29 protein-coding genes are annotated in these 26,744 nt (G+C 48.7%); 21 read left to right on the top strand and 8 right to left on the bottom strand.

All coding sequences use genetic code 11. The features are described 5' to 3' along the window. The first annotated feature begins 157 nt into the window (after positions 1-157). From Dpoa569_RS14390 to Dpoa569_RS14345, 10 genes are read left to right on the top strand one after another with little or no spacing between them, the layout of a single operon-like run. Positions 158-487 (top strand): integrative conjugative element protein, RAQPRD family, encoded by a 330-nt coding sequence (locus Dpoa569_RS14390; RefSeq protein ID WP_050569407.1) that lies wholly within the window; start codon positions 158-160, stop codon positions 485-487. Continuing rightward, entirely contained in the window at positions 487-729 is a 243-nt protein-coding gene (locus Dpoa569_RS14385) for a TIGR03758 family integrating conjugative element protein (RefSeq protein WP_225622419.1), read from the top strand. The genes Dpoa569_RS14390 and Dpoa569_RS14385 overlap by 1 nt, the downstream gene beginning before the upstream one ends. 21 nt (positions 730-750) lie before the next feature. Further along, positions 751-1,089 (top strand): TIGR03745 family integrating conjugative element membrane protein, encoded by a 339-nt coding sequence (locus Dpoa569_RS14380; RefSeq protein ID WP_227983050.1) that lies wholly within the window; start codon positions 751-753, stop codon positions 1,087-1,089. A gap of 10 nt (positions 1,090-1,099) precedes the next feature. Beyond that, positions 1,100-1,468 carry a TIGR03750 family conjugal transfer protein gene (locus tag Dpoa569_RS14375; RefSeq protein ID WP_038913081.1) on the top strand — a complete coding sequence of 123 codons (369 nt, stop codon included), beginning with the start codon at positions 1,100-1,102 and terminating at the stop codon, positions 1,466-1,468. Between the two features lie 2 nt (positions 1,469-1,470). Next, positions 1,471-2,130 carry a PFL_4703 family integrating conjugative element protein gene (locus tag Dpoa569_RS14370; protein ID WP_024108379.1) on the top strand — a complete coding sequence of 220 codons (660 nt, stop codon included), beginning with the start codon at positions 1,471-1,473 and terminating at the stop codon, positions 2,128-2,130. Next, the gene (locus tag Dpoa569_RS14365; protein ID WP_050569408.1) at positions 2,127-3,041 is read left to right on the top strand and encodes a TIGR03749 family integrating conjugative element protein; all 915 of its coding nucleotides are present in this window, start codon (positions 2,127-2,129) and stop codon (positions 3,039-3,041) included. The genes Dpoa569_RS14370 and Dpoa569_RS14365 overlap by 4 nt, the downstream gene beginning before the upstream one ends. A 5-nt stretch (positions 3,042-3,046) precedes the next feature. After that, the gene (locus tag Dpoa569_RS14360) at positions 3,047-4,567 is read left to right on the top strand and encodes a TIGR03752 family integrating conjugative element protein (RefSeq protein ID WP_407643798.1); all 1,521 of its coding nucleotides are present in this window, start codon (positions 3,047-3,049) and stop codon (positions 4,565-4,567) included. An 11-nt stretch (positions 4,568-4,578) separates the two neighbouring features. Next, positions 4,579-4,992, top strand: coding sequence for a TIGR03751 family conjugal transfer lipoprotein (locus Dpoa569_RS14355; protein ID WP_042869011.1), 414 nt, complete (start codon positions 4,579-4,581; stop codon positions 4,990-4,992). Next, positions 4,992-7,811, top strand: a complete 2,820-nt coding sequence (locus tag Dpoa569_RS14350) for a conjugative transfer ATPase (protein ID WP_042869012.1) — start codon at positions 4,992-4,994, stop codon at positions 7,809-7,811. Before Dpoa569_RS14355 ends, Dpoa569_RS14350 begins: the two co-directional genes overlap by 1 nt. A gap of 8 nt (positions 7,812-7,819) precedes the next feature. After that, the gene (locus Dpoa569_RS14345) at positions 7,820-8,203 is read left to right on the top strand and encodes a hypothetical protein (RefSeq protein WP_227983048.1); all 384 of its coding nucleotides are present in this window, start codon (positions 7,820-7,822) and stop codon (positions 8,201-8,203) included. Between the two features lie 133 nt (positions 8,204-8,336). Here the strand turns inward: Dpoa569_RS14345 and Dpoa569_RS14340 are convergent, their stop codons facing one another. After that, entirely contained in the window at positions 8,337-8,639 is a 303-nt protein-coding gene (locus Dpoa569_RS14340) for a hypothetical protein (protein ID WP_042869016.1), read from the bottom strand. Between the two features lie 325 nt (positions 8,640-8,964). Then, on the bottom strand, positions 8,965-10,005 hold the full coding sequence (locus tag Dpoa569_RS14335; protein ID WP_042873814.1) for a hypothetical protein: 1,041 nt from the start codon (positions 10,003-10,005) through the stop codon (positions 8,965-8,967). A gap of 353 nt (positions 10,006-10,358) precedes the next feature. Here Dpoa569_RS14335 and Dpoa569_RS14330 point away from each other — a divergent pair, with 353 nt between their 5' ends. Then, positions 10,359-11,972, top strand: a complete 1,614-nt coding sequence (locus Dpoa569_RS14330) for a restriction endonuclease (RefSeq protein ID WP_042869018.1) — start codon at positions 10,359-10,361, stop codon at positions 11,970-11,972. A 225-nt stretch (positions 11,973-12,197) separates the two neighbouring features. Here Dpoa569_RS14330 and Dpoa569_RS19625 read toward each other — a convergent pair whose 3' ends face one another. Both Dpoa569_RS19625 and Dpoa569_RS14320 read right to left on the bottom strand, forming a co-directional pair. Beyond that, positions 12,198-12,692 carry a hypothetical protein gene (locus Dpoa569_RS19625; RefSeq protein ID WP_227983046.1) on the bottom strand — a complete coding sequence of 165 codons (495 nt, stop codon included), beginning with the start codon at positions 12,690-12,692 and terminating at the stop codon, positions 12,198-12,200. Between the two features lie 471 nt (positions 12,693-13,163). Beyond that, positions 13,164-13,562 (bottom strand): hypothetical protein, encoded by a 399-nt coding sequence (locus Dpoa569_RS14320; protein WP_042869020.1) that lies wholly within the window; start codon positions 13,560-13,562, stop codon positions 13,164-13,166. 238 nt (positions 13,563-13,800) lie between these two features. Between Dpoa569_RS14320 and Dpoa569_RS14315 the strand changes: the two genes are divergently transcribed. Genes Dpoa569_RS14315 through Dpoa569_RS14295 form a run of 5 tightly spaced genes read left to right on the top strand, consistent with a single transcriptional unit; the run spans position 13,801 to position 18,496 of the window. Then, the gene (locus Dpoa569_RS14315) at positions 13,801-14,202 is read left to right on the top strand and encodes a TIGR03757 family integrating conjugative element protein (protein WP_042869022.1); all 402 of its coding nucleotides are present in this window, start codon (positions 13,801-13,803) and stop codon (positions 14,200-14,202) included. Beyond that, entirely contained in the window at positions 14,199-15,182 is a 984-nt protein-coding gene (locus Dpoa569_RS14310; protein ID WP_042869024.1) for a TIGR03756 family integrating conjugative element protein, read from the top strand. Before Dpoa569_RS14315 ends, Dpoa569_RS14310 begins: the two co-directional genes overlap by 4 nt. Before the next feature lie 47 nt (positions 15,183-15,229). After that, entirely contained in the window at positions 15,230-16,573 is a 1,344-nt protein-coding gene (locus Dpoa569_RS14305) for an integrating conjugative element protein (protein ID WP_227983213.1), read from the top strand. Continuing rightward, positions 16,573-16,932 carry a hypothetical protein gene (locus tag Dpoa569_RS14300; RefSeq protein ID WP_128569686.1) on the top strand — a complete coding sequence of 120 codons (360 nt, stop codon included), beginning with the start codon at positions 16,573-16,575 and terminating at the stop codon, positions 16,930-16,932. Before Dpoa569_RS14305 ends, Dpoa569_RS14300 begins: the two co-directional genes overlap by 1 nt. 13 nt (positions 16,933-16,945) lie before the next feature. Beyond that, positions 16,946-18,496: a conjugal transfer protein TraG N-terminal domain-containing protein gene (locus Dpoa569_RS14295; protein ID WP_042869027.1), complete on the top strand. Its 1,551-nt coding sequence runs from the start codon at positions 16,946-16,948 to the stop codon at positions 18,494-18,496. Between the two features lie 46 nt (positions 18,497-18,542). Here Dpoa569_RS14295 and Dpoa569_RS14290 read toward each other — a convergent pair whose 3' ends face one another. The 3 genes from Dpoa569_RS14290 to Dpoa569_RS14280 form a co-directional block, all read right to left on the bottom strand. After that, positions 18,543-18,788 carry a hypothetical protein gene (locus tag Dpoa569_RS14290; protein ID WP_042869029.1) on the bottom strand — a complete coding sequence of 82 codons (246 nt, stop codon included), beginning with the start codon at positions 18,786-18,788 and terminating at the stop codon, positions 18,543-18,545. Between the two features lie 111 nt (positions 18,789-18,899). Next, a complete protein-coding gene (locus Dpoa569_RS14285) occupies positions 18,900-19,316 on the bottom strand; it encodes a plasmid partitioning/stability family protein (RefSeq protein ID WP_050569410.1) in 417 nt (138 codons plus the stop codon). Beyond that, the gene (locus tag Dpoa569_RS14280) at positions 19,316-20,272 is read right to left on the bottom strand and encodes a plasmid segregation protein ParM (RefSeq protein ID WP_042869031.1); all 957 of its coding nucleotides are present in this window, start codon (positions 20,270-20,272) and stop codon (positions 19,316-19,318) included. The genes Dpoa569_RS14285 and Dpoa569_RS14280 overlap by 1 nt, the downstream gene beginning before the upstream one ends. Before the next feature lie 250 nt (positions 20,273-20,522). On the opposite strand from Dpoa569_RS14280, the gene Dpoa569_RS14275 reads away from it, so the two are divergent. Together Dpoa569_RS14275 and Dpoa569_RS14270 are read left to right on the top strand one after the other, a co-directional pair. Next, positions 20,523-21,611, top strand: coding sequence for a hypothetical protein (locus Dpoa569_RS14275; protein ID WP_042869033.1), 1,089 nt, complete (start codon positions 20,523-20,525; stop codon positions 21,609-21,611). A gap of 100 nt (positions 21,612-21,711) precedes the next feature. Continuing rightward, a complete protein-coding gene (locus tag Dpoa569_RS14270; protein WP_042869035.1) occupies positions 21,712-22,473 on the top strand; it encodes a DUF2971 domain-containing protein in 762 nt (253 codons plus the stop codon). 102 nt (positions 22,474-22,575) lie between these two features. Here Dpoa569_RS14270 and Dpoa569_RS14265 read toward each other — a convergent pair whose 3' ends face one another. Beyond that, entirely contained in the window at positions 22,576-22,830 is a 255-nt protein-coding gene (locus Dpoa569_RS14265; RefSeq protein ID WP_042869037.1) for a DNA polymerase III subunit theta, read from the bottom strand. Positions 22,831-24,002: 1,172 nt separating this feature from the next. On the opposite strand from Dpoa569_RS14265, the gene Dpoa569_RS14260 reads away from it, so the two are divergent. The 3 genes from Dpoa569_RS14260 (at position 24,003) to Dpoa569_RS14250 (ending at position 26,704) form a co-directional block, all read left to right on the top strand. Then, positions 24,003-24,893: an integrase domain-containing protein gene (locus Dpoa569_RS14260; protein WP_042869039.1), complete on the top strand. Its 891-nt coding sequence runs from the start codon at positions 24,003-24,005 to the stop codon at positions 24,891-24,893. A gap of 819 nt (positions 24,894-25,712) precedes the next feature. Next, a complete protein-coding gene (locus Dpoa569_RS14255; RefSeq protein WP_050569411.1) occupies positions 25,713-25,994 on the top strand; it encodes a hypothetical protein in 282 nt (93 codons plus the stop codon). Between the two features lie 338 nt (positions 25,995-26,332). Then, positions 26,333-26,704 carry a glycosyltransferase gene (locus Dpoa569_RS14250; RefSeq protein WP_038903546.1) on the top strand — a complete coding sequence of 124 codons (372 nt, stop codon included), beginning with the start codon at positions 26,333-26,335 and terminating at the stop codon, positions 26,702-26,704. Positions 26,705-26,744 lie beyond the last annotated feature (40 nt).

Raw genomic sequence — 26,744 nt, 5'->3', positions numbered from 1 at the left:
ATGTTTGGGGTACTAGAGTCGTTCATCGTTGGTAATACATCAGTCATAGATTGAGAACGTACAGTAAATTTTTCTAACTCGAAAAAGGGTTTCGTGCTGTCCTCTCCACGCTAATCCGCCACTCTGCTCCCACCGTTACTGTTATGGGAGCAGAGACATGGTGGTTCGATCTATCAACCCCCTCAAATGTGTCCTTTCTGTCGTCATCTTTTCCTTTTTGTTTTCGGCGGCTGCACAGGCCTCTGAAAAAGACGAGTTGGCATTGGTGATGCGTCAACTGGATCAGGTGCAGGCCGCGCTCAACCGGGCTCAGGTGATTGCCAGTCAGAACTCGGGTGATTCCGCCCGCTACTACTTCGACTACTCCAGTGCTACGCGCGACATCACGGCGATGAAGCTCGGTATCGAGCGATATCTACAGCCGTCCCGGGCGCAGCCCGCTGTGCCGATGAACGTCACTGGCCAGTACAGCCAGGAGTCACGCTGATGCCGATGACCAGCGCACAAAGTGGAGCATGGAGTATTGGTGCCGGGGGCAATGAGTCCTCCGTACTCAACAACTTGATCACGGGGACGCTCTTTGTCGTGTTGTTCCTGATAGCCGCATGGACGTTCGTTTCTTTGTATCGGGGATGGCGGAGTCAGGCGATAGACACCGAAACGATGGTGAGCAGTGTGCTCCGGTTCATCCTGCTGCTGGTGATTTGTCTCTTTTTCTTTGCCAATTAATCGATGGAAATTCTTAACGTTATGAAAAATCTACTTAACCGTATTGGACAAGCCTGTTTGCTTGCTGTCCTGTCATTTCGTGCTTATGCCGACTTGCCACCTGTTGAAGCGCCGTCGACTGGTGGCGGTGGTGGACTGTTTAACACAATGAAGGGGATTATCAGAGATGGGTCCACTCTGGGTGGTCTGGTGATTGCAGTAATCGCCTTTATCGTGGTAGCCAATGCTGCCATCAGCTGTTTTCACCATGTTCGTCAGGGAAAAGCGACGTGGACCGAATTCGGTGCGTTTATCGTTGTTGGTGTGGTCTTGCTGGTTGCGGTGATCTGGTTGCTGACTAAAGCGGCAGACATCATCTAAGGGAGGGAGCATGGCGGTGATCGACTTCCTTCCGGACCGGTTGAATAACCCTCCGGCCGTATACAAGGGGTTTACCACGGGCGAGCTGGGACTGGCTGCTGGAACTGGCGTTCTGCTTGGTGTACCCCTGGCTCTGCCGATGTTGCCCCTGGTGGGATGGGTGATATTACCGACCTGTATGCTGTTGACGCCGCTGTTGGTTGTTTTTATCGGCGGACACTACATCAGCAGTTACAAACGCGGTAAGCCGGATAACTATATCTGGCGTCGCTTCCAGGAGCTCCGTGCCCGTTTGTCCCTGGCTCCGGGTTCAGGGTTGGTCCTGTCATCTCAGCCCTGGCAAATCAAGCGCTCTGTTCGTATCACGAGGGGGCGCTGATGCTGAGTCGTTTTCGTAATGCGGTCAGCGCTCGTGATAACCACATATTGACGTTGCGCGGCATTATTGTGCTGTTGGTGCTGCTGCTCATCATGACCATTGTCGGATGGATGTCTGCACCGCGTCAGCTCACTATCCACAATCCCCCCGATTTACGCAGTGGCAGCACGCGTGAATGGTGGAAAGTACCGCCCTCCACGGTCTACGCCTTTGGGTTTTACATTTTCCAGCAACTCAATGCCTGGCCGAAGAATGGTGATGTGGACTACCCGGCCAAAATTGCTCAATTGGGCGCGTTCCTGACCCCAGCGTGTCAGGACTTTCTCAACAAAGATGCGAAAGTGCGTAGTGACAGCGGCGAGCTGAAGGACCGTGTCCGCGTGGTGTATGAGCTACCCCGGCGAGGGTATAGCAGCCAGAGTGTTACCGTTCGCTCAGACGATGAGTGGGTGGTACGTCTGGATCTGGTGGCTGACGAGTACTACCACACCGAGCCGGTAAAGCGTGCCATGGTGCGTTATCCGCTGCGTGTACTGCGTTGGGAGGGTGACCCGGAACGTAACCCGTTCGGGCTGGCACTGGACTGCTACGACAGTATGCCTCAACGCATTGAAGCTGCGCCGGTCGCGGCACCGGAAAAGAAAACGGGGGTATTCCAATGACCGTGACCGTTTTTTCACGTATCACATCCGCGTTGCTGATTGCTGCTGCATTTCCGGTTTCGGCGGTAGAGCTGATGCGCTGGGAGCGTATCCCGTTGCAGGTACCGCTCAACGTTGGCCAGGAGCGCATTGTGTTTGTCGATAAGAACGTGCGGGTGGGCTTCCCGCCGTCACTGAAAGACAAACTCCGGGTTCAGAGCAGTGGCGGTGCGGTCTATCTGTCGGCCAGCGAGGCCTTCCCGACAACGCGCCTGACCCTTCTGGATGCAGAGAGTGGTGAAATTATCCTGTTGGATATCAGTGCATCTGCCGGTAAGGCACTCCGTGAACCGGTGAAAGTGGTGTATGAGGGAGAGGTCACATCGGTGTCATCTCCGGATAACGCTAAAACCACGGGGAGCAGCAACGGTAATGGGCACCGGGCAAGCTCAGGTTCAGTTAAGTCGGAGAGTGCTGATTCGGGGAGTGGATCAACTTCCCGTCGCCAGGCTCCCTCGCTGAACGCGCCGTTACCCGTGGTGATGACACGGTATGCCGCACAAAACCTGTATGCCCCTCTGCGCGCTGTCGAGTCTGTACCCGGTATTCACCCGGTTCCGCTGCGTCTGCCTGGCACGATCACCACGCTTTATCCCTCTGAGCCGGTACAGATTAAACCCCTGGCGGCGTGGGCTCTCAATGAACACACCGTGGTGGCATTACAGGTGCGTAATACCTCCACGCGTAAGGTGATCCTGGATCCGCGTCGACTGGACGGCCGTTTCTTGTCTGCTGCTTTTCAACACCGCTGGTTGGGGCGAGCTGGTACCCCCGAAGACACAACGGCCGTTTACCTGGTTGTACAGGGCAAACCGGACAGTGCGTTTATTGCCGAGCCGGTAATGCCTGCTCAGTCGACTAAAAAGAGGTAGCAGAAATGCAGATGAAGTCGAACGGACTGGTAAAAATCCTGGTACCTACCGTGTTGTTGGCCTCTGCCGTCATCGGTGTGAAAAGTTGTTCCGGGGGTAAAAGCAATAACGTCGGTGAAACAACGAAGAAGGCGACGTTGAGCGAGTTAACGCCGGATGACTTGCGCACGTTGGGTATTGAAGGCGATACCCCACAAGACACGCTGAGGACGCTGGTAGGTACCCTCAAAAATGTGTCTGCAAAACAGACACAACTCGAAGAGCAGAACAAACAACTGCTGGAAGAAAACAAGAAGCTGAAATCGGCAAATGCGGATGTTGATGGTCGCATCAATCAGGCTGTGTCTACCTCCCAGCAGGAGGCTGCCAAAGAGCAGGGCGCATTAAAAGGGCAGATTCAGCAACTGACGCAGCAGATGAACAATGCACTGGATCAGCTGAAGAATGGACAGTCTCGTACGTCTTCTCCATCGGTGAATAGCCGGTCAGATTTTCCCGTCGGTCTGGGACTGGGCGATACGGGAGGAATGCCTCCTGCATCAACGACAGGTGTGGCAGGTGCTGATGGACTGATGTGGGTTGAGCCCACCGACGGTATTGCCACCGATGCCAGTGGTAAACCAGTGGCGAAGGGGGTTGTGGCCACTGGCACTACGTTCCCACTGTCATTTCTTGATGATAACGCCATTACCCGGCAGAAGGCCGAGCTGGATCGTAAGTCGGGTTCGGCATCACTGAACGACAACGGTACGCAGGGACCGGTTGACCCGGTTTATACCCTGCCGGAGAACTCGACGCTGGTGGGCAGCCAGGCAATGACGGCCCTGCTGGGACGCATTCCCATTGATGGCAAGGTCGTCGATCCGTATCCATTCAAGGTGATGATCGGCAAGGATAACCTGACGGCCAATGGTATTGAATTGCCTGATGTCGAGGGTGCCATTGTTTCGGGAACGGCTACCGGCGACTGGACGCTGTCCTGCGTGCGTGGGTCCGTGACCAGCATCACCTTTGTGTTTACGGACGGTACTGTTCGTACATTACCGCGCCCGTCAGATAAAGCGGACAGCAGTGGTGGCCAGAATAATTCCGGCAATGGTTCGGCGGGCGGCAGCATTGGCTGGATTTCAGATGAGCACGGTATTCCGTGCCTGGCCGGCGAACGCAAATCGAACGCCTCTACATATTTGCCGACCATTGCACTGCTGGCCGGAGCCAGTGCGGCAGGTGATGCCCTGGCACAAAACCAGAATACCTCACAAACCAATGCGTATGGTGGCGTCACATCCACGCTAACTGGCGATGCCGGTCAGGTGGTGCTGGGTAAAGCATTTTCGGGTAGTACCAAAGAAATCGTGGACTGGGTGAAATCGAGGTATGGCCAGACGTTTGATGCCATTTATGTGCAGCCCGGCGCCCGGGTGGCAGTACATATCACCCGGCAGTTGGCTATCGATTACGAAGAAAAAGGGCGCAAGGTCAAATATGACTTCAGCCTGAATAAGACCGGAATGGGGATGGATTGAAGGGGAGCACAATGACGGAAAAGAAACGTATGGTATTAGTATTATCGGTTTTTTTGCTTGCTGGATGCAGTACCAGCAAGGACGCCATGCTACCGCCAGGGGACAGCAATATGCTGGAGTTGTGGCGTAACGGTGCCGGTTCGGGGACTGCCTCACCATCTGCCGGCGATGGTCGGAGCGTGTTGCGTCGAGGGCTCTCTGAACGTGATCGCACTCAACTGCAACAGGAGTCAGACAGCTACAGTCGTACCCAGGAGAACGAGATCCAGCAGACGTTTCCTCGGTTACCCAATCCTGACCTGGTCATGTACGTGTTCCCTCATCTTGCCGAAGGCACTACCCCGGTTCCGGGGTACAGCACGGTGTTCCCGTTCTACTCTCAGATCCAATACGCATTGCCGGGCGAGCGGCTGGGGGACCTGTAATGTTTTCCTTATTCCGCTCTAAAGTGAACGTGCGTCCTCAATATCAGGAGGGCGACGGCCCTTTTGCCGTTGCCGGCCGTGAGCCGTTACACAGAGATGGTACGCTGACTCATCGCGATGAGCAGCGGTTATACGACACAGCTCCATCGATCATTGATTTCATGCCGTATGCAGAATATTTGCCCCAGGAGCGCTGTATTCTGCTGGATGACGGCGTGTCGGTGGGGGCGGTATATGAAGTGATACCGATAGGGACTGAAGGGCGCCCGGCAGAACGGCTGGATGAGATCCGCGATACCGTAGAGGACGCGCTGCAGGACAGCCTGCCGGAGCTGGATAGTCATCAGTGGGTGGTCCAGTTTTACTGTCAGGATGAGACTGACGTAACTGAGTACATTGACCGGCTGCGGGGGTATGTCAAACCCTGGGCAGAAGGAACGGCGTTTACGAAAGCCTGGCTCGCTGAGTCCGAACGGCATATGAAGAGCATTTCGGTCGAAAAAGGGTTGTTTGAAGACAAGATTGTAACAGGGGCCCCCTGGCGGGGGCAGGCTCGTCGTACCCGCATGGTGATCTACCGGTATGTTGAAACGCCGGTTCGTGATCAGATGTCACCTGTGGTGATGCTGAATCAGGTGTGTGACAGGGTGACGTCGGCACTGGCCGGAGCCAGTATCAAATGTCATCGGCAGAATGGTGAGCAGATCCACGGCTGGCTGCTGCGCTGGTTCAATCCTAATCCCAGGTGGGTAGCACCGGACGCACTCTACCGCTCAGCCCACCATGACGATGGTGGGCCAGGTTCGTTGCCGCTGATGAACGATTTTAGCGAATCGTTATGGTACACCCGCCCCAGGAGCGACGCTGAACGGGGGATCTGGTGGTTTGACGACATTGCACACAAGGCTGTGCCGGTGGAGGCGCTGCGTCGGGTGCCACAGACCGGGCATCTGACCGGGGAAGTGCGGCGAGGCGATAACGTCAACGCGCTAATGGATTTGATGCCCCAGGGTTCGATGCTGGTCATGACGCTGATTGTGCAGCCACAGGACGTGCTGGAAGAACAGTTTAACAAATTAGGTCGTGATGCGATGGGTGAGAACGTCGATTCGGCCCGGGCACGTGAGGACGCTCAAACAGCCAAAGCCTATCTGGGTGAACGTCACAAACTGTATCGAGCGGCGATAACATTTTTGCTGCGGGCTCCTGACATCGATACATTGTCAAAACGCCAGTTAGATCTGAACAGTAAGCTGCTGAACAACGGTATGAAGCCGGTCAATCCGGAGCACGATGTCGCGCCGCTGAATGGATACCTCCGCGCGCTGCCGATGGCCTTTAATCCGGAGTTGGACAAGCAACACTGGTATAGTCGGCTGATGTTCGTGCAGCATTTTGCGTGCATGTTACCGGTCTTCGGTCGAGATACAGGCACTGGCAATCCTGGACTCAGTTTTTTCAATCGGGGCGGGGCACCGCTGACATTTGACCCGATGAACAAGGCGGATCGTACTCAGAATGCGCATTTGTTGTTGTTTGGCCCAACAGGGTCGGGAAAGTCGGCAACGCTCTGTAGCGGTTTGTCCCAGACGATGGCACTCCACCGTCCCAGGCTGTTCCTGTTGGAAGCGGGTAATTCCTTCGGGCTTTATGGCGACTATTGCGAGTCATTAGGGCTGACTGTCAATAAAATCAGTATCAAGCCGGGGAAAGGCGTTTCGTTAGCGCCGTTTGCTGATTCGCATTTGTTGCTGGAGGCAGCACCCAACACGTTAATTACTGACGAAGATAAACTTCCTGAACTGGATGAAATCAAGGATGACGACGGTGACGATGAACGCGATGTTCTGGGGGAAATGGAGATCGCCGCACGCCTGATGGTTACTGGTGGAGAGGCGGCAGAAGAACTGCGGATGACACGGGCAGATCGCGGGATGCTGCGTGAAGCCATTCTGATAGCTGCTCATGCCGCTCACGATGAGCAAACCCAGATGTTGCCTGAGCATCTGATGAAAGCCCTGGAGTCCATTGCTCGCGACAATAGCCGGGACAGTGAAGGTCGGGAGCGTCGAACGGCGGCGCGTCGTGCCAGGGCGGAAGAAATGTCTGAGGCCCTTCGAATGTTCACCGAAGGGTTTGAAGGTGAGTTGTTCAATCGTCCAGGCATACCTTGGCCGGAGTCGGATGTCACCATTATTGATTTGGGCACGCTGGCACGTGAAGGGTATGAGGCGCAGATGGCTGTTGCGGTGATTGCACTGATTAATACCGTCAACAATATTGCTGAACGTGATCAGTACCTGGATCGGGAAATAGTCATGGTGATCGACGAGGCGCATATCGTGACCACCAATCCCTTGTTGTCGCCGTATGTCACCAAGGTGGTGAAAATGTGGCGTAAGCTCGGCGCCTGGCTGTGGCTGGCGACACAGAACCTGAAGGATTATCCCAGTGTATCCGAAAAAATGCTCAACATGGCGGAGTGGTGGTTGTGCCTGACCATGCCGCCGGATGAAGTGGAACAAATAGCGCGTTTCAAGACGCTGACTGCAGAGCAGAAAGCGATGTTGCTGTCAGCTACGAAGCTGCCTCGATGTTATACCGAAGGCGTTGTGCTCTCAACGCGTGTGCAGGCACTCTTCCGGTCTGTGCCGCCCAGTCTCTATCTGGCTCTCGGGATGACAGAAAAAGAGGAGAAGGCTGAGCGCCGGGAACTGATGCAGCAGTTTAACTGCAGTGAACTGGAAGCTGCGTTCCGGGTGGCGAAGCGCCTGGATGTAGCACGTGGCATACTCTCTGAACGGGCTGAAATACTATGAAATCGCTGATGACTGATGTGGTTGTGGTTCCGGATAGAGATATCGCGCCATCGGTAATGTTCGATGTCCCGCCACAGGGCGGCGCCCGCATAGGGGAACATGAGCACCGTGAGCTTTCCAGGCTGCAGGCTGAGGTGAAAAAACGGCTGACTCTGCCGATAGCAGCGTCGATATTGCCGCACCGTATCGGGCGCAGCAACAGTGTCTCGGTACATTTGTGTGACTCGCTGGAGAACACACTGGATATTCTGGTCACGGTCACCGGTAATATTTCATGGCCAGATGACCAGGACTATCAGCACGGTATACGCTGGTATATCAGTGTCCCCGATACGGTGGATGCCATGTGGCTGGTGAGTAGGTTGGCAAATTTGACAGGGTGTACAGATTAATAATTGACTTTTAAAATCAGCAGTTTATTGAAAAATAAAGGTTTATAGGTATTTCCTAAGTGTGGGAAGGAGCTGATTGCTCCTTCCCGTTTCTTGCAACAATATGAAAGGTAAAGTCTTTACTCTGGCTGAGCTACTTAAATAACAGAGAAGATAGACCAACTACCATGACCACACCAAGAATCACTTGAATTAAAACAATGAGAAAGGCGATTACGCCAAAAAAGGTTATTTTTCTTCTTAAAATGAATGTAACTCCAGAAAGAACTGCTGAAAAAAGCACGGTTTTAAGAATGTACGATATGGGTACCAGAGCACTGTGGCCCGAGTGAACTCCGGCCATACCAATAAGTCCAAGGAAAAAACCGCCACAAAACCCCCACCCCCAGAAAGTCATAGGTAGACTTAACTTGCCAGTCACCAGCTTTTTCAACATGACTTAAATCCTTTTATTAGCGAATAGACACATCAGGAAAATCGTAACGTACTAAGTTATAAAGACTTCGCATGGTTAAGACATGGATTGGATTATACAAAAAATAGACTCAAGGCACAGCCAGGGTTGGTGTTCATCGGGTTGGTACACCACCGCGCGAGGTGAACTGTCGCCCAAGTTGTATGCTGTATTAGTTCAGACTTGATCTGGCATTGTCATAGCACAGAGCTTAACCTAATCTGACAGGCAGCTCTGTGCCTGAAGCAAACTGAGTGGTAATCAAAAGAACAAACCATACTTGCTTTTTATTTAAAATTTTTTTTGGTCAGTATAAATTTAATCCAAGATTATTAATTTCTTTCCTACGCATTTCAAAAATAATATTACCACTTTTAGAAATGAATGAAGCAATACGTCGATCATTGTCATCTACACCTTCCCAGAAAAAAGGAACATTATTATTCATAAGGCTTTCTGCAAAGGTTATGTGTGTTAATGCCAAGAAAATTCTAACAAAATTAGAAGGTTCATTGAAGTTTTGATTCAGCAAATGCAGTATCAAATGTCTATTGAAACTACCTTCATTAACCCCTCCGGTCGGTTTGTATATGACATTTTTAAAAAAAGATCTGGTTGAATTAATTACATCGCACTGAGGATTTAAATGTGTGAAAAAATCTATTTCAGTTTCAATGTCATACCCTTTACCAGGGTGCCAGTCAAAATTTGGGATCTGGCGTAACCCCCATGTGATGATGAGTTTTTTTATTTCCTTTTCAAATCTATCAGCACTTGTGTTTGTGCTGTCACCATCAGCGAATTTTACAAGCAATCTCCTCAACCCACCTTCGAATACAGGGAAAAGTGACATGATAGATATATGATCATAGCCTAAATAAAAAGCCTCTATAGCTTCAAAAATAATTGTTTTATAATCACTGAGTGATTCGCTTTTAATGAAGTACTTGTTAAAATAAGCAATTGCGATCTCTAATGAAAAATTTTGAAATAGCCATTTATTAGAATTCTCAAGTGGTGTTTCACATCGTTCAATTTCATATATTGCAGAAGAAAGAGTGCCTTCCCCAATATACAGGGGTAATGCTATACCAAGTGAATTTGCATGTGTTTGAACATTTGAGCATCGTCCCCAATGTTTATTTAGATATGATATTGGTCTTTCAGTAAGGAAGAAGCTTAAATCATCAACTCTAACTGAGAAAGAACCATAGCAATGCTCATTTTTAGAAATTACTTGTTCTGTATTATGATTTTTTCTGAATTGATTTGAAATGTCTCTCTCAGAGAGCTTATCTAATTTCGATAATCGCTTCAAAGTTGGCAGGTATTTTTCAAATTTAGACATGGCAATCCTAGAGGTTATCAATAAAATTTGTATAAAATACCACATAATTAGTAGATTAATAAAATAATTTAATTGTGGTTTTACTAGTATAAAAATAAGCACTAATCTCCACTTATCTCTCGTGGCAACCTTAATTCCACGTGGGGATTCATCAATGAAAATTAAGTTTATTTTGTCTGTTGATTAATAGAATGCTAACTAATTACTGGTGGTGGTAAATTTTACTAGTTTTCTAGATTATGTGAATATCAATAAGGTAAATTGAGAAAAAATTAAAGGAAATCTATGATTGTTTGTGGCAGCCTTGCTAAAGTCATAGGTTAATTTTCAGTGGGAGACTCTTGAGGACTTAGATGGGACGCAGATCGGGATTTGAAGGTTTTATTCGCGCGACAACTAGAGCGGTAGCAGCGGCGGAGCGCGAGCGGAAGAGGTCAGAGAGAAATCACTTTGCTGAGGTTCGACGTTTAGAACGTGAAGCTAAAAGAGAAAACGCACAGATATTACGTTTGCACAAAGCGACAGAAAAAGCTGCTAAAGTCGCGTACTTAGAAGGGCGACTGGATGAGGTGTCCGACCTGAACGCTGAGTTGGAAGAGGTTATCATTGCCCTTTCAACTTTACTTGAACATACTCTTGAGTTTGATGATTCGATAGATTTCTCCGCTTTAAAGAAAACACCTCAGTTCGACGATTTCAAAACGCCTAGGCACTTATTACCTGAGGCAGAGCCTGAACTGAAAGTTGTGAATGTTCCTCCTGCATGGAAAATGATTTTCCCGTGGGTGAAAAAAAAGTATCAACGGGAATTACGAAGTTCCGAAGAGATTTTTACTAGAAGAAAAGAAGAATATCTGCGAAAGGTTTCTAACCAGAAGACTGAGTTGGATTCATTGGTTGAAGAATATCAAAAGAATAGAACAGCCTATTTCGAAGAAATTAAAAAGCAGCATGAAGAAGTTAATCAGTTTGAACTAGACTATCTGGAATGTGTTCCTGAAAGCGTGCTAGCTTATTGTGAAATGGTTTTGACACGTTCTGAATATCCAGAAGTCGGTTTTCCTCAATCATTTAGGCTCGCATACTTACCTGAAAATCAAGAGTTGGTAGTTGAATATAGTTTGCCAGAGATATCTATTGTCCCAAGCCAGCTTGAGTATAAGTATATTAAGACAAGAGATACGATTGAGGCAAAGGCTAGAAAGCCTAACGAAATAAAAGAACTTTATCGAAATATAATTGCAGCAATTACACTTCGAACTTTGCATGAACTGTTCGAAGCAGATAAGGCCTCAGCTTTAACATCTGTTCTTTTTAACGGTGTTATCGAGACTATTGATCCAACCAGCGGCCATGACATCATCGTTACTTTGGTTTCAGCGCGAGCACATAAAGATGATTTTATGCAAATCAACCTTGAGCGAGTTGAAAAAATTGCATGTCTCCGAAGTCTCGGTGCTCAAGTTTCAGGACGGCCTGATGAACTCCAGGCAGTCAAGCCCATTCTTGAGTTTGATATGGTTGATAACCGTTTCATTGATCAAGGTGACGCTCTTTCTAGCCTTGAAACTCGCCCAAACCTTATGGAGCTTTCTCCATCTGAGTTTGAAGTTTTGGTTTCAAACCTGTTTACGCAAATGGGATTAGATACGAAACTTACCAGGGGCACAAAAGACGGTGGTGTTGATGCGGTCGCATTTGATACACGTCCAATTCTGGGAGGTAAAGTTGTTATTCAAGCCAAAAGATATAAAGACACGGTCGGTGTTAGCGCCGTCAGAGACCTGTACGGTACAATGATGAATGAGGGTGCGAATAAAGGGATTTTGGTCTGTACCAGCCAGTACGGCAAAGACGCTTATCGGTTTTGTGAGGATAAACCCATAGAACTCATTGATGGTGGAGGTCTTCTTTATCTCTTAAAGGAGCACGCCGGCGTATCAGCCCGTATTAATCCAAATTTTTAAGTAATTTAGAGGATGCCATTGAAGCTAGCACTTTCGTTAAGTTCATTGCTTCATCTTATCTGTAGCACATCAACTAATATGAAGGTATGTTATTACCTGATGCTTCTTAACCATAAGCGGACTGGTAAGTCCGCTTACTCAAAGCAGACTGCCAGATTTGATAGAGTTTTTTCCGAGTAAACTATCAGCTCAAGTCTGAGCTAATACAACTAGTTGTGTCCTGAGTCAGAATGAAAGGGACATATTTTCATTACTCACAATCATCCGTTTATGATTGATGACCAGTAAGGAAGTCGTTCCTACACCGGTAAAAAGTGCATCACTCTTAAAATAGGTCTGATTCTGATTCCCGGTTAAATATCTGGCCATCTCCAAGTCTTTCCCTTGTAGCATGACAGTTATGTTAGCTTTTCTTACTCCAATAAAATTCATTCCTGCGTCGCTGAGCAGTGGCGGCATGTTCGAAATAGTAAAAAAGAAAACTAGCATGATAGCACCAATTGATGCAACGAGTTTTTTTTTGCTCTCTTTCTTAATTTTTCTGTCAAAGTAAATGTTTGGAATTAAGGTGATGCAAAGCGCTATTATAAGTATAGACATAATGACTGATTGAACCCCAACCTTGTCAGACTGTATTGCTGAAAGAACGATAATTAGCCCAATAAATGAGATTAAAATATATGAAAATAATGGCTCGTAAATTTTCAAAATCCTTGCCATTCTATATGTTCCTTTCAATGTATATAGCCATTTTTTTCGGGTCTTAATTATTTTTCTCAGTATTATCAATGCGACTCTCACAAATAGATAGGAAGTGATAATCGACATGGAATACCAGCACAATAGGAAAAAACCTAAGAAAAGCGAAAATGAAGTTATGACCATCAGGAAAAATATTACATCTGATAGATACAATCCAGTAGGGAAGAAATCTATTCGCATACAGTAGAAAATAAAAACGACTACACCCGCTCCTGTCAGGCAAAGGTAGATATTTTTTGCCATGTTCATGGTCAAGAATTTTTTTAATGAATCCAATTTTTGTCTCCGTTTATTGTCATAATACTGTATAAAGCTAGACTTCATCACAGTAGATGGGGGCTATCAGTTTGGGAAAATCCATTATTGGCACTTTATGTACTGTAATAATCAAGTAAAGATTTCCTTTACCTAATTGCCATGTAAGGTTCTTCACGACTCACTATTTAGACTGTTAAATAGTACATCCGGCATAAGACCTGTTTTTTTTATCGTTTCCGATACACAATTGATTGAAACGTCTGAGATGATTTGCATTGCCTTATCTCTGATTTCTGAGAATGATGGGTGAGTTCTAGGAATAAAAGCCTCAAGAAGATATCCCACACATTTGCCATTTACAGATAATGAGTATGTCCCTGCTGCATGATCTACATTCCATATATAAACCAGCGGTCCGATACCGAGTTTTTCAGCATCAGATTCTTGCTCAATCTCAGGTATGTACAAAGGCATGGATAGCTTGTCATCATTTAATGTTAAAGAGACAAACTGTTTCAGCGTTTCTTCAATATCTACCTTATGTTCCTTGCGTTTTAAAAAATTAAACATATCTTCCCTTATAATTAGTTGTTACTAACGATTAATTTATTAAAAGGTTGTTGCTGATGAGGATAGACCACTTTCAGGCTGTTGTTGACATGGATTTTACCCGGTCATGCATGATGTGACGAGATAGGGAATGTATTGGTTAATTTTTTGAATCTCAGAAAACAGTTCCTTACTGACACGCCGTGCCCATAAACGCACCTTAAACGGGTTAGTTTTCCCCGTTTAAGGAGTGCTCACCATGTTCAGATTTGTTTATCTGACCGCGCTGTTGCTGCCAGCCGGTACGTTCGCCGGCACAGTCATTTATACCGACAGCGCTCACCCTGTTATACCTGGCTCATCCGCCGCCCAGGTGGTCTACCTGGATGCTCCCGATAAAATTCAGGCTGATTTGTTTACCGGGTTGTCTGCCGATCCACAACAAGCAGAAGCTCGCGCCCGGGCAGTGTTGACGTCGCCTGAATTCAGGCAGCGGCAGGCTGATCTATCGTCGGCGTTCGCCGGCGTGATCAAGGCCTGGCAACTGCAGCTGCAGCGTTATCCCGCTGTCGTCTTTGACGATACCTATGTTGTCTATGGCACTACCGACGTCGATCTGGCCAGTGCTCGCCTGAGCAACTGGCAGGAGGTGCGCCGATGAGGATGACGCTGAAAACCCGCCGATTGTTGATGGCCACCCTGTTGTCTGTCAGCGGGCTGACAACGGCTAGCGTGAATACGGCGCAGATTGTGGCCAGCGCCTCGTCGGTGTCCTGTATCAGTTGGCGGATCAAGGGCATTTGCTACTGGCTGCTCTGCACGCCATTTGGGTGTTCGGTCAAGACGTCAGTCCGCGTTGAGCATTTTATCCCGGAGGCTGTCGTATCGGCTTATGGTAACAGTGGTGATAACCCCTGGACTGAAATGTCGCTGGTCAGCCAGAGCGCGGCATCTGCAGAGGGCGGATTGCTGGGGAGTATCGCCGGCGTTGTTGCTGGCGGCGGCAATCAGGAACTGAAAGCCCCCGAAGCAGGGCGCAAGAAGAACTTGCGCTATCTCTATAGCGATGCGATTGGCCACCCGGCCACGTCATTGATTGGCGGAATGGTACCGGGGTACTCATGCCGTAGTGCCGCGTTGCCGCTCAATCCGTATTTTCTCAGCTCGCTCGATGCGCTGTTCTGGCGAACGTCGTTGCCGGAGTCGCTGTATCCGGAAGCACTCATTCCTGGCCAGCGAGAACTGGGTAGCCAGACGGGCGGGAATATGTGGGGCAACATCTATCCCCGCAGTGGCTTTGTTACCCAGCAGGACGGTTATAAAGCGGCGGCGCTAGTTGCCCAGCGAACGGCCGATGTGATCACCCGAAACGGGCAACTGCATATTTACCAGGCTCTGGTGGGGACACCCAGTCCCGGATATTGGCCACCCGAGCCGGTGACAGAAAATACCGGCACAACCAACCACAAATGGCAGGCTCTGGCACCGCAGTTGTCCATGAGCTGCGCAATCTTTCCGGACAACGTTGGCCAGGCATCGATGCCGTATTCAGAACAAGGCAATTACGCCTGGGCATTATGGCAACCGTACAGCTGCTGCCAGCGCCGCGGACAAACCCTCCTTTACACCACTGACCTTTGAGACTTTCCATGATGAATATGAAAACGATGATTGCAGCGGCGTATCTGATGCCGGTAATGAGTTTTGCAGCATCTACTCCATTGGGTACATCCAGTTCCGGGGCGATTAGCGACATGATGTTTTACAGCATCGGAGGTGGTTCGGTGATCTCGCAGCCGGCTACACGCAACAGCATGACCCGTCTGGGGGTTCAGGGGGGCTGGTCGAGCGATTTGATGTGCGGCAATTTCGACATGAAAACGACAGTCGGTAACCAGTTAAACGGCATGACCAGCGGTTTCAAAGACCTGATGAGTACTGTGATCCAGGGGGCAACCGGGGCAGTAGCCAGTATGCCAGCGATGATTATTCAGCGCGCCAATCCCAGCCTGTACGAAATGCTGACCAACGGCATTCTGCAGGCGGGGTTGTCATTCGATAAAGCCAAGATGCGCTGTGAAAGCCTGTCCAACCGCATGGCTGATTTTACCATGGGCAACAAATGGACGCAGGCGGCGGTAGCAGAGGAGTTCAAGGACATTGTGCAGTCATCTGACGGTGATGCGGTACGCAGCGAGCAGAAACTGCAAAAGGCGACAGGCGAAGAGGGCACAACCTGGGTCGGTGGCCAGAAAAAAGGTGGCAAAGGTCAGGCAGCCATTCGGCCGACACATGACCTGGCCAAGGCGGGTTACAACATGATGAACAACCAGCCTGTAACCAGCAACAACACGGTATCTGCATCCAGTTGTAACGGCTCTGTCTGCCAGAAGTTTCCCAATTCGGAACAGGCTGCAGAGGCGGTGGTGAAGGTGTTGGGCGATCGTTCGATCCGTACTTGCCGCGATGCCAGCCAGTGTACCAGTGGCGGCAGCGAGAATGAGCCGCGCAGCAGCGTAGCCGGCACCGGATTTGCACCGATGCTGGAAGATGCGACCAAGGTCAATACCGAAGTTCTGTCGCAGCTGGTATCGGGAACACTGGCACCCACCACAGAAAACATCGGCAAGCTGAAGACGGGAGGACTTACGGTGACACGGGGCGTAATTCAGTCACTGAAAGATGACCCGGACAATAGTGCGCTGGTGATGCGACTGGCCAGTGAGCTGGCAATGTCGGAAACGGTGGAGACGGCCCTGGTGATGCGGCGAATGATCACGACGGGGCAATCCGAACCGAATGCGGCAGACCAGCCGGAAGCAATGGCGGAAAGCGATCGTCGTATCGACGCGCTGGATCGCGAGATTAATGCGCTGAAAAACGAGATGGAGCTGCGCAAAGCGATCAGCAACAACAGCCTGCTGACTGCGCTCGATCGCCAGGGGCTGCGTAATACAGACAACCGGATGCAGCAGAAATCCGGGAATGAAGACCAGGGCTTTAACGGTTTGAGCCAGAAGACAGGAGAGTGATGATGCCGACGAATGTAGAGCCACTGGCGAACAGCCGGAAGCGCAGGGTGCTTGCCTGGGCAAGACAATCTGCCCTGGTGTTTGGCATGTTGATACTCATATTGGCTGCGTTGCTGCTACTGGCCGCCATGCTGTTTGAATACGATCCGGATGGTCAGCAGGTCAAAGCCTGGCTGGAGGCCAGCCGTTACGGACTATTTGTCTGGCGGCTGATGCTGTACGCCGGCACCGCATGGATGTGGATGACGATACGTGCCCGGCTTTTGCGTTCTACCCCGCGTCAGACCGTACTGAAGATAGAGCGGTTGCTGCTGCTCTTTGTGGTGTTCAGCGAATGTCTCGCCTGGCGTACGGTGTAAGGAGCAACCAACCATGACGACACAAAGTTATCTCGAATACTTCCTGGTGTTCTTTGGCTGGCTGCTGAATAACGCCATGTGGAATATCCTGAATGGCACGGGTCTGTATCTGCTGCCAGTGGTGTTCAAGATTGTCGGCATCTGGCTGAAAGTACGTGAAGAAGGTGCAGATGAGGGTAACAAGGGTGCACTGGTCTTGCCGCGAGTAGAGCACGCGGCGTACCTCTCGTTCTGCGTCATTATGTTCTGTTGCGTTCCGCTGCTGCCAGTTGACGTCAGTACCATCAAGTTTGACAGCTCCCGGGCGCAGCAGTGCGGTTTTAATGTTCCGTCACCGCAAAACTCGGGCTATAAGGCCCTGGTGAACGATTTTGACGGCAAGACGGCGGAGGTACCGGTCTGGTGGTACTTCGTGCATGTAATTTCGAAAGGGACGACGCAGGCCATGATCGCGTCGATACCGTGTGGCAAACAGCTTCGGCAACTCCGGTTTGAGGTACAGAGTACCAAGCTGCGTGACCCCATTCTGTTGTCTGAAATCCGGGCGTTTGCCGATCAGTGTTACTCCCGGGCGTATTTCAAGTTGAAGAACAGCAACAGCGCACTGAGTGACGCCACCATCAACTCGGTGGGGTGGATTGGCAGCAGCTATTTCCTCAATACGGCGGGATACTACGATTACTACACCTCAACCGAGCCGCGAAGTCAGTGGCCCTATGAGGCGTCCCGGGACAGCGGTTATCCAGACGTCGGCCGGGGAGGGTATCCCACCTGTAAGCAGTGGTGGTCCGACAGCACCAACGGCCTGAAAGCCAGGGTGATGGCGGGGCTGAGTGACAACACCCGGGGGTACCTGAAGCGCAATTATACTCAGGCACAGGCGGAGGAGATTGCGTTGCGCTGGCTGGTCAGCCCGAAGAACGTGGCGCTATCTGAAGGTGGCGAGACGTATGCAACCGGCAGTGCTGGCGTTGGTTCATCGGGGGTTACCGGTGCATTGACGCAAGTGGCGTCATCGTTTGGTCTGGGGATGAAGCAGACAGAAGCATTGCCCGGGTTTGACGCGATGAAACAGGCGTTACCGATGATCCAGGCGCTGCTGGAGATGATGATTGTCATCACGATTCCAGCGATAGTGATGTTCAGTGGTTATGAAATCAAAACAGTCGTGACGATTTCATTCGCGCTGTTTGCACTGATATTCATCTCGTTCTGGTGGGAGTTAGCTGGCTGGCTGGATGATCGGCTCATCACCATTCTCTACTCAGCGATGATGGAGCAGGGGCTGGCTGGCGTGGATGCTCAAAGCTCAAACCTGCCGATTATCGATTTCATGACCTCTCCGCGTGATGGTTGGATCATGAATCTGGTCTTGGGGATGATGTATCTGGTCTTCCCTACGGGATGGGTGGGGATGTTGAGCTGGACAGGGGCGACGGTAGGGAATATAGCCAGTGGCATAGCCACTGATGGTATGAAACATGCCGCTCAACCAGTTAAAGAGGCTGGTGAAAAAGGTGGTAAAGAAATAACCGATAAAGTCAAATCATCAATAGGTAAGTAGGTTAGATAAAAAGTAATCGGGCTAGCTATGAGTGCTACCCGATTACTTAGTAATCATAATCATGGCCATGGTGGATATGGCGACTGTACTCATCGTTTAGTTTTCTTTGTTCTTCAAATTCCCTTTCCAGACGGTCATCTTCTTTTCTGGGGGACAACAAAACGTCAAGAACAGGTGCGGCTACACGCATGGCCGAGCTGGTAGCACCAAAGGCACCTAGCAGATTTTCTTTGAGGCTCTTCCCATCTAGTTTGCTGAGTTCAAGGTCCCAGTCTGACTGTTTCTGAGTCATCGTATTTATGCTCCCGCAAAAATAGATTATTGCTGTTAATCTAACATGGTGAAAAATTGTCCGCAATTATTCGCCATGGCCCTGGAATAGCCCGTCACTGACGGGCTTTTATTAATCAGCTTTGTAATTGAACATCGCTTTGGCATTTTCCTGCGTTTCATCCCTAGGCTTTGCTTCAGCCTCCGTTCTTTGCCCCTCAGGCATAGTTGGAGCCTTGGTTACAGGGCCTGGTCTCCGTTCTCCGAAGGTTTTCATCTCTTCCGGGAAAACAGCCTGCATGACCAGTACCATTTCTTCGAATGTGGTGTGTTCTGTCAGCAGTTCCGCAAGCATGTGTGGCAGTCGGCTATCTTGCTTACGCAGAGCAAAACCGGCCAGCAGCGCAGCACGCCATGTTTTGCCTCTTTCACCCTGTGGCATTCTGTCTATTTCGTCGCAGACATAACGGTCAGCCATGCTGCTTTCAGGACTGAGATAAAACATGATTTTGCGTCGTGTGTCCGGTTTTTCCATATCATCAACCATCATCAACCAATTTCGTACATGCCATTAACTAGGTCAAATTGTGGATCATCGCTGAAGAAGAAGCGATCTTCTCTCAGTCCACAGTGTTTTTTGACCGCATCGGCGATGAGCGCTGCACCGCCGCCGATCACCTTAACATGAGAATACCCGCTAAAGCTTGCGATCGCTTCAATCACCCGGTTTACAAGGCGGTGATGTGACTCATACAGAGCGTTTTTCACCAGTTCCAACCGCTCGGTGTCATTAATGCGATTGCGTAAATAGTCTTCATCGTTGCGGTGGATGATGATTTCATCAGCTAAATAGCTACTGCTCCGCGTTCTGGCCATGGCCATTGCCGCACGTACATCCTGTGTCATCAGTGATACCCCCAGTTGCGAGTTACCGTAAATGCGGGAAATTCCGCGCATACGTGCCATGACGTGAGATATATCGAGTGTAGTACCACCAAGGTCGACAATCAGGAGCGATTCAAGATCATCCATCTCCTTCGCGATGCCGTACCCGGCCGGAATTGATTCCGGCATAACCTGAACACTGCGGATCGTGAATGTGCGCCCACCATTCAGGGAAATGGGGCGTTTCAGGTTTTCCTCCTTACGACGGATATTGTCCAGACGTGGTTGATTATCTCGGTCATAGAACTCGGCCAATGGCAGGGTTACAACTACATCGACATCCTGTGGTTCCAGGCCGGTCTTCAGCAGCGCGTGATGCACAGCTACGATATTCACGTCGCTGTACTGCCATGCGACATTAGTCGTCACAAGGGCATCGGCGCTAATAGCGTCGAAGCTATAGTTTTCGCTGTTAAGCGAGTAGTTGAACACGGGTTCTGAGCCGAAAGAAACCGACCATTCGCGCTTGAAACTGTTCGGACTGATCAAGCGCTTAACTCCCCCCCCTTCGTTCCATTGCACCTTGATGTTGGTCGAACCGTCGTCAACAAAAATCTTCATCATGACTCCTTGTGATATATATATGGGTGAATAACGAGATCATTAAGGGAACTATATGAGAACTTTTTGAGTTTATGCCCTTGGTTGAGACTTATCAAGGTTTTATTAGAGATAAATATGAGAATAATTTATTATCTCTGTCACATTAATGTGGATTTTGTGACCCGTTTTTTCATCATGTGCTGCTTATGGTGTGCTATCATTCCTTTGCTATGATAGCATTCTATTGTGATGATTATGGAGGGGTGGCGTGCTTAGCCAGTTGAATTTGCGATTTCACAAACGACTCATTGATGCTCTTAAAAAACGTGCAGCCAGTGAACAGACATCCGTTAACGCGCTTGCGGAGCGTTTCATTGATGATGGACTGAAAACTGCCACGGTCAGTGACAATTATCTGAGCCTGGTTTCCGATCCTGATGCGACTGTCAGCCAACTGTATCGTCGACTGATCCTCGGTCAGAGTTTTGGTGTGGTACCAGTATCACGCGATGAACTGCGATTCATGGTGACGTTTGCTCGGGAGGGTTATCTCACTGGTCGCAACCGTCTGGCGAGCCTGCCCGCGTTGCGCACGATGCTGGAGATTACCCACGAACTGCTGATATGGCAGACTGAACACGATATGGATGTGGATCAGCACTACTTGCAAGGGACTTTCAGGCTGACTGGGGAGGATTTACCTGCCGAATACGCCCATTTCCTAACGGATCTTCGACCAGTTATCGACCAGGACTATGCCGAATGCCTGCTTCGTCCCTTGGCGTGTGGTTGTTTTGATCTCACCACGTTTCCCAGTGATGCGCTGAACCAAATTTTCACTCTAACGCGTTTACAGCAGATGTTTCCGCTGGTTCTGCGTGGTCTGAGGTGGTCTGATAGCAAGGCGGAGGCCTTGGTGCAGGAACTCCGTCCGCTCATACCGGCTGTGGTGGAGAGCATTAAAGCTGGATCGCTGAGGCTGGATATTCGTATCGATGGGCAACCTGCTGGACAGCGGCCTGGAACATGGTATGAGATGCCTCGTCTTCATCTACTCATCACTGGTCAGGATTTCGTTGTGCCGTATGGCTGGGAGCATTTTTCAGAACTCCTGGGTGTGTTGACGCTATATGCGAAATACCCGAATGCTCTAAAACACGGGCATCAGGGGGATAGAGTCATGTTCTCGCCACCAGGGAACGTCTCTGAAGACGGATTTTTCGGCCTTGATGGTCTGCGTGTGTTTTTGCAGCCAAATGCCTTTGCGTCACTCGTTGGCCAACTGACTGCTAGGGCAGAAAAAGGGGCGCTGGCCGAGTCCCTGACAGGACTGCGTAGTCTGTATGGTGATCTGTAAACAGAAAGATCCAATTATCCATATGATCACACTGTAGCTAATCGTTTCTGAGCCTTGGAGAACAGGCTCAGATGTATGTTAGAGGTGAGAAATATATAAAATGATAAAAGGCTTTTCATTCTATAAGTATGTTAATAAAAAGGATGCATTGTTAATTATTAATAATGGCACCCTTTTTTTTACCAACCCTTTAAATTTCAATGATCCATTTGATGTTTTCCCTTGTGTACCCAAGGAGGGGCTTAGTAAGCATTATAAATATATCCTTAGGCATCATAACATTCTCCCTGATGTTCATGGAAAAAAGAAGAAATCGACCTTAAATAATATAAATATTGATGATATGCGCGCTGAGTTCTCAAAGAAATGGGCCGTGACGTGTTTTAGTAAGTCGCCTTTTATTCTTCCTTTGTGGGCTCATTATGCTGACAATCATAAGGGGTGTGTGCTTGAGTTTCGGGTTAATTCGGCTATTAGTAACTACATTATTGAATGTCTTGATAAAGGTTGTATGGATGATGAAGTCATCTATCCATTGGATGTTGTATATAGCAAAAAGAGGCCTCGGCTATACGATAAAGATGGAATTGTTACAGGTGAAATTGCACGAAATATTATTTTAACAAAAGATGAGGCTTGGTCATATGAACAGGAAATGCGATGTTTCAGGGAAAATAAACAAGGCGCATATCCTTTTCGAAAAGATCAATTGAACCGAGTATATCTGGGTATGAAAATGAATGAGAAGGATGTAGCGGAAGTTACATCTGCTGTCAAAAGATACCAAGAGATGCATGGGCATGTAGTAAAAATTGATACGGTTAGCCTTGATCGCGAAGAATTTAAAATGACAAAATTATAATTAAATGGTTTATGTTTGACCAATATCATCCCAATGATGATTTGCATCACAGGGATGATTTGTCTGGTCTGTTATAAGTGAGTGATGCTTTAAAAGTGTGAGTTATTTAGATGGGGGCACATCATCTCGCATTGAAGCATACTCTGGAGAATCAGCTTTTGGTAGGGTTTTACTGACTTGACGATAATGCTCTAGTCGCTCTCTAAAATAGGTCTTTAAATACTCTGGCTGCTTTTCTTCAATATCTTTGGGGATGACAGGTATATTCAGGCGCTCGCGGTATGCAACGCCTGACGCGGCTAAATCGACATTTATTTTATTCCGTTCGTCTTCTGTTTTTTCAGCTATGTTATACATAAGTGTCTTTCCCGAATTAATTCATTTTACTGTGTGTTGTTATCTTATTAGTAATTGTCAATAATTTCATTAGTTATGCACATATCCACGGGCAAAAAAGCCAGCATCTGTCTCCCCCCCAACAAGGGGGGAGCAGATGCGGGAGCGGTCGGCGAGTGTCGAGCCGACTTTGCCGGTGGGTATGTGTATAACTCAAATTACCCTACGTTTTGTCTGTGCAGGCTGTTTGTGGCATTGATCTGGATCGCTGAGTTGATCTACCATGCATCCGTTGTACCGTCACTAATATGTGACTGCCAATGCCCTGGTGATCTGAGAGGGGCGCCTTCGGGTGATCACAAAACCGCATGAACAGACCTTATTACGAGCGAACTGTTTAGCCTGAAAGGCGGTGCTGCAAGGTGGCAAAGTCGTTTATCCCTTGAAAACGGCAAGTGCGTAACGGCATTTAGGGTTCATTTCACATCACAACAGCAAAAACGTACGCTTTGAGCGTTTTGCTGCTCACGTCAGAGAATGAAGTTAATTCATTGATTTCATTATATGCAACGACTCGTTGAGACCTTTGCGCTCCAGGATATGCCATTTGGAACATTTGGCATCTTCCGGGAGAACGCATTGGGAACACGAGCGCGCGTCACTTGTGTTGAGTGAAACGAAAACCAAGTGACGCGCGTAGCGCACAACGTGCTGAACCGCACGTAGCGCCGCTTCAATGAAAGTTGTTCCATCTGACCAACACGTAGTGAACTTCGTTTTGACGTTTTTCATATCGTAAATGCGCTTTGAAGTGTTCACTTTTTCAACATCAACGTCGTATGTAACGCAATAACCGCGTCAACGATGATCTTTTAAGCATGAGGAGAAAAATCGACACAGTATCGATGGCGACGTCACTAACACTGACGTGTGGAAGCAGTCTGATTCACTAACGAGTCAGCCCGGCATAAGCCGCGAACGGGTGAAATCCCCGGGGTGCTTCGCAAGAACTCAACTTATTCGCCACCCCGATGCACAGATACTTGTCGAGACGCAGGAAGCGCATCTTAACCGTGCCGTCGGGGTGAACATTCAAATCGTAAATCGTTGGTGGCGTGCCACTGACGATACCTACATTTCGTTCACGCAGACGAAATGTAGGTATCGTCAGCGGATTGGGTTGAGGAGGGGGAATGAGTAAATTAAGTCGTCAACTGGTATCACTGGCAAAGCAAGGTGGCGGTAGTTTTAAAACTGTCGCTGATCGCATGAAAATTGCTGATCGCGTTGCGTCCAGGTTGATATCACTGAATATACAGATTCGTGATGCAAACAATTTGAAAGTCCGTCACATCCAGCAATACATAAAGAGTCGACGCGAAGAAGGCATTTCATTGCGTACACTTCAAAATGAGATGTCCGCTATTCGAGGAGTGCTCAGAGTCGCGGGGAAAACCATTATGGCTGATCCTGAACACGATGCATTGAATAATGCATCGCTAGGCATATCCGGGGCGAACAGAGATGGTACGAAAGTCGCCATTCCTGAAAATGTATTTGAGTCTGTTTTATCTAAGGTTTCAGAAACGGACAGTGGTGTTGGATTAACGTTGCAGCTGTCTCGCTTATTAGGATTGAGAACAGAAGAGGCAGTTCAGTCGGTTAAATCATTGACAACATGGCGAACAGCGATAATCAACAACAGTGAGCGGGTAAAGGTGATATTTGGAACAAAAGGGGGGCGTCCCAGGGAAACGACAATTATTAATAGAGATAAATTATTGCCTGTTATTAATTCAGCTATTCGCTTTGCCAGTGAAAATAATGGTCGACTGATAGACAAACCAAACCTGCACTCATCAATAGACCGTTATAGAACGGTAGTCAGAGAAGCTGGTTTAGTAGGGAAGTATGCTCCACATAGTTTGAGATATGCTTATGCGCAGGAAGCGCTGGTATTTCATCAACAGAGGGGACTGAGTGAGGAAGAGGCTCAGGCAATGGTGTCAATGGATTTAGGTCACGGTGACGGACGAGGCTATTACGTTAATCGTGTATACAGTAAAGTTGACCAGGATGAATAATGATGATGTGGTATTTATTCCGGGTAATACGCATGTTCAGGATATTCCTGCAGGGCAGAGTATCGTGGAGTAGTTTTAAGCTGTCGCTTTATCCACGACAAAAAACGGTGAGTTTGATTACCGGGGGTGTATTGTTTTGTGATATTCGGGATGAGCGTGTTTTTTTCAGTAGCACTTGCTGCCTGTCTTTTGGTAGGGCTATGATGTGGAGTGCTCTCGGTAATCACGAGGCAAACCGCACATTATCTCAGCCAACTGTAGCCGAAAATTTTGGTGAAGTATGGCAGTACATGGAAACCGGGGCAACTAAGTCCTTAGCTTGTTGATAACAGTGCTTGATGTCTGTCTTTTTGTCGATGTATAGTGATTAGGCTAATCGTTGTCTTTCGACAACAGCCAATGCCCTGGTGATTTGAGAAGGGCGCCTTCGGGTAATCACATGAAAGATCATCTGCATAACCCTCTGCTGAGCGAGTTATGTGACCTGAAAGGTGATCGCCAGAAATGGTGGTAATGCTGTTTAACCTTTGAGAACAGCGGATGCTAACGCATTCAAGGTCATGTCCACCCAACCTTTCTGTTTTTTCTTACTCACCCTGTCGGGATATTATCCGATACGGGTAATGCGTCCTCGACAGGCTTTATTGACTGTATGAGGATGTTCTATGCGAACTGATGCGTATTTTTGACAACATCGCTTGAGCTGGTTGTATGAACCAGATAGCTCAACGATAGCATGATATTTTCTTAACCCACCGCGGGGAAAACCTCCCCGATCGTGGCGAAGTTTTCTCCGCTTTTTTTAATGGAGAGACTTCAATGATAATTTCACTGTTGCGTAAGCTGATGAACGTACTGCGTAATAAATCTGCTGATCACGAACAGGAGTGGTTTACAAACCGGACAGGGCAACTGAGTTTCCGCCCTGTGATTTCACGTCGTAACGGGATGTATGTTGCAAATGTGGAGCGCCGGGTCGGTACTCGTGCCGCTGAATTCTTCGATTCGGTAGGAGAGTTCCGTAGTGCACGGCGTGCACTGGCAGAAGCCAGTATAATGGCCAGGCACATGGCGTTTTACCGCTACCGTTTCACTCTGTAATTTACCGTTACCGGGGAAATCTATTTGGATTTCCCCTTCCTTTGACCCCGCGGGGATCTTTTCCCGATAACGAGGTTCCCGCTTTGCGGAGCCCTGTATCAGATGCCCTTTACATTCTCAGTATCTGAGTCTGGTGACACAGCAGACTCACTGACAAACGAGCAGAAAAGGCTTGTTCGGCAAATTATTCGCGATGAGTGTTATGAACGTGACCGTTCATCGTTACTCAAACTGCTGGGCATGATGACCGTGGTAAAACTGGTTTGCTCACTCGCGTTTGGTCTGCTGTATATGGTGTACAAGTGGTTTCTCTGACGGGCTAAACCGAGGAGATATCTATGCTTCTGAGACTGGCCATCATGGTCTGGAAAGGCGTGTGCTGGTTAATGATGTCATTGTTGTACGTGTTGAAACTGCTGCTGACAACGCATTACAACCATCGTGAGCGGCAGAACGTGGTATTCCATACCGTTTACAGCGGGAAATGGTTACTGAGCGATAATGCGGCGGCCTGTGGTCGGCCTGTCGTGATACGTGATGCACTGAACCATTTTCAGCCTGGCGTCGAACTGATCTATTTCGGCGATGAGTCGCCCGATCAGATGTGGGGCGATAAAAAGCTCAAGGATGAAAACGAAGCCGTCGATATGGCAAATCAGATGTTGCAGCGTGTGCTTGGCCAACGCCATCGCGTGCTCAATGTCGCCTAGCGTCATCGTTTTCTTTTGTTACTTTTCCCATGATACCGGG

This window comes from Dickeya poaceiphila (assembly GCF_007858975.2).
Lineage (GTDB): Bacteria > Pseudomonadota > Gammaproteobacteria > Enterobacterales > Enterobacteriaceae > Dickeya > Dickeya poaceiphila.
The sequence above is the reverse complement of the archived record's forward strand: the minus strand, read 5'-3'. Positions and strand labels throughout refer to the sequence as shown.

Excerpts from the sequence above, each read along its gene's own strand:
- Dpoa569_RS14330 (WP_042869018.1), top strand. The coding sequence starts at position 10,359 with ATGGGACGCAGATCGGGATTTGAAGGTTTTATTCGCGCGACAACTAGA.
- Dpoa569_RS14310 (WP_042869024.1), top strand. The coding sequence starts at position 14,199 with ATGAGGATGACGCTGAAAACCCGCCGATTGTTGATGGCCACCCTGTTG.
- Dpoa569_RS14260 (WP_042869039.1), top strand. The coding sequence starts at position 24,003 with ATGAGTAAATTAAGTCGTCAACTGGTATCACTGGCAAAGCAAGGTGGC.
- Dpoa569_RS14305 (WP_227983213.1), top strand. The coding sequence starts at position 15,230 with ATGCCGGTAATGAGTTTTGCAGCATCTACTCCATTGGGTACATCCAGT.
- Dpoa569_RS14255 (WP_050569411.1), top strand. The coding sequence starts at position 25,713 with ATGATAATTTCACTGTTGCGTAAGCTGATGAACGTACTGCGTAATAAA.
- Dpoa569_RS19625 (WP_227983046.1), bottom strand. The coding sequence starts at position 12,692 with ATGGCAAGGATTTTGAAAATTTACGAGCCATTATTTTCATATATTTTA.
- Dpoa569_RS14335 (WP_042873814.1), bottom strand. The coding sequence starts at position 10,005 with ATGTCTAAATTTGAAAAATACCTGCCAACTTTGAAGCGATTATCGAAA.
- Dpoa569_RS14320 (WP_042869020.1), bottom strand. The coding sequence starts at position 13,562 with ATGTTTAATTTTTTAAAACGCAAGGAACATAAGGTAGATATTGAAGAA.
- Dpoa569_RS14390 (WP_050569407.1), top strand. The coding sequence starts at position 158 with ATGGTGGTTCGATCTATCAACCCCCTCAAATGTGTCCTTTCTGTCGTC.
- Dpoa569_RS14250 (WP_038903546.1), top strand. The coding sequence starts at position 26,333 with ATGCTTCTGAGACTGGCCATCATGGTCTGGAAAGGCGTGTGCTGGTTA.
- Dpoa569_RS14350 (WP_042869012.1), top strand. The coding sequence starts at position 4,992 with ATGTTTTCCTTATTCCGCTCTAAAGTGAACGTGCGTCCTCAATATCAG.
- Dpoa569_RS14345 (WP_227983048.1), top strand. The coding sequence starts at position 7,820 with ATGACTGATGTGGTTGTGGTTCCGGATAGAGATATCGCGCCATCGGTA.
- Dpoa569_RS14375 (WP_038913081.1), top strand. The coding sequence starts at position 1,100 with ATGGCGGTGATCGACTTCCTTCCGGACCGGTTGAATAACCCTCCGGCC.
- Dpoa569_RS14265 (WP_042869037.1), bottom strand. The coding sequence starts at position 22,830 with ATGTATAACATAGCTGAAAAAACAGAAGACGAACGGAATAAAATAAAT.
- Dpoa569_RS14290 (WP_042869029.1), bottom strand. The coding sequence starts at position 18,788 with ATGACTCAGAAACAGTCAGACTGGGACCTTGAACTCAGCAAACTAGAT.
- Dpoa569_RS14355 (WP_042869011.1), top strand. The coding sequence starts at position 4,579 with ATGACGGAAAAGAAACGTATGGTATTAGTATTATCGGTTTTTTTGCTT.
- Dpoa569_RS14385 (WP_225622419.1), top strand. The coding sequence starts at position 487 with ATGCCGATGACCAGCGCACAAAGTGGAGCATGGAGTATTGGTGCCGGG.
- Dpoa569_RS14365 (WP_050569408.1), top strand. The coding sequence starts at position 2,127 with ATGACCGTGACCGTTTTTTCACGTATCACATCCGCGTTGCTGATTGCT.
- Dpoa569_RS14300 (WP_128569686.1), top strand. The coding sequence starts at position 16,573 with ATGATGCCGACGAATGTAGAGCCACTGGCGAACAGCCGGAAGCGCAGG.
- Dpoa569_RS14380 (WP_227983050.1), top strand. The coding sequence starts at position 751 with ATGAAAAATCTACTTAACCGTATTGGACAAGCCTGTTTGCTTGCTGTC.
- Dpoa569_RS14280 (WP_042869031.1), bottom strand. The coding sequence starts at position 20,272 with ATGAAGATTTTTGTTGACGACGGTTCGACCAACATCAAGGTGCAATGG.
- Dpoa569_RS14315 (WP_042869022.1), top strand. The coding sequence starts at position 13,801 with ATGTTCAGATTTGTTTATCTGACCGCGCTGTTGCTGCCAGCCGGTACG.
- Dpoa569_RS14270 (WP_042869035.1), top strand. The coding sequence starts at position 21,712 with ATGATAAAAGGCTTTTCATTCTATAAGTATGTTAATAAAAAGGATGCA.
- Dpoa569_RS14360 (WP_407643798.1), top strand. The coding sequence starts at position 3,047 with ATGCAGATGAAGTCGAACGGACTGGTAAAAATCCTGGTACCTACCGTG.
- Dpoa569_RS14295 (WP_042869027.1), top strand. The coding sequence starts at position 16,946 with ATGACGACACAAAGTTATCTCGAATACTTCCTGGTGTTCTTTGGCTGG.
- Dpoa569_RS14340 (WP_042869016.1), bottom strand. The coding sequence starts at position 8,639 with ATGTTGAAAAAGCTGGTGACTGGCAAGTTAAGTCTACCTATGACTTTC.
- Dpoa569_RS14285 (WP_050569410.1), bottom strand. The coding sequence starts at position 19,316 with ATGATGGTTGATGATATGGAAAAACCGGACACACGACGCAAAATCATG.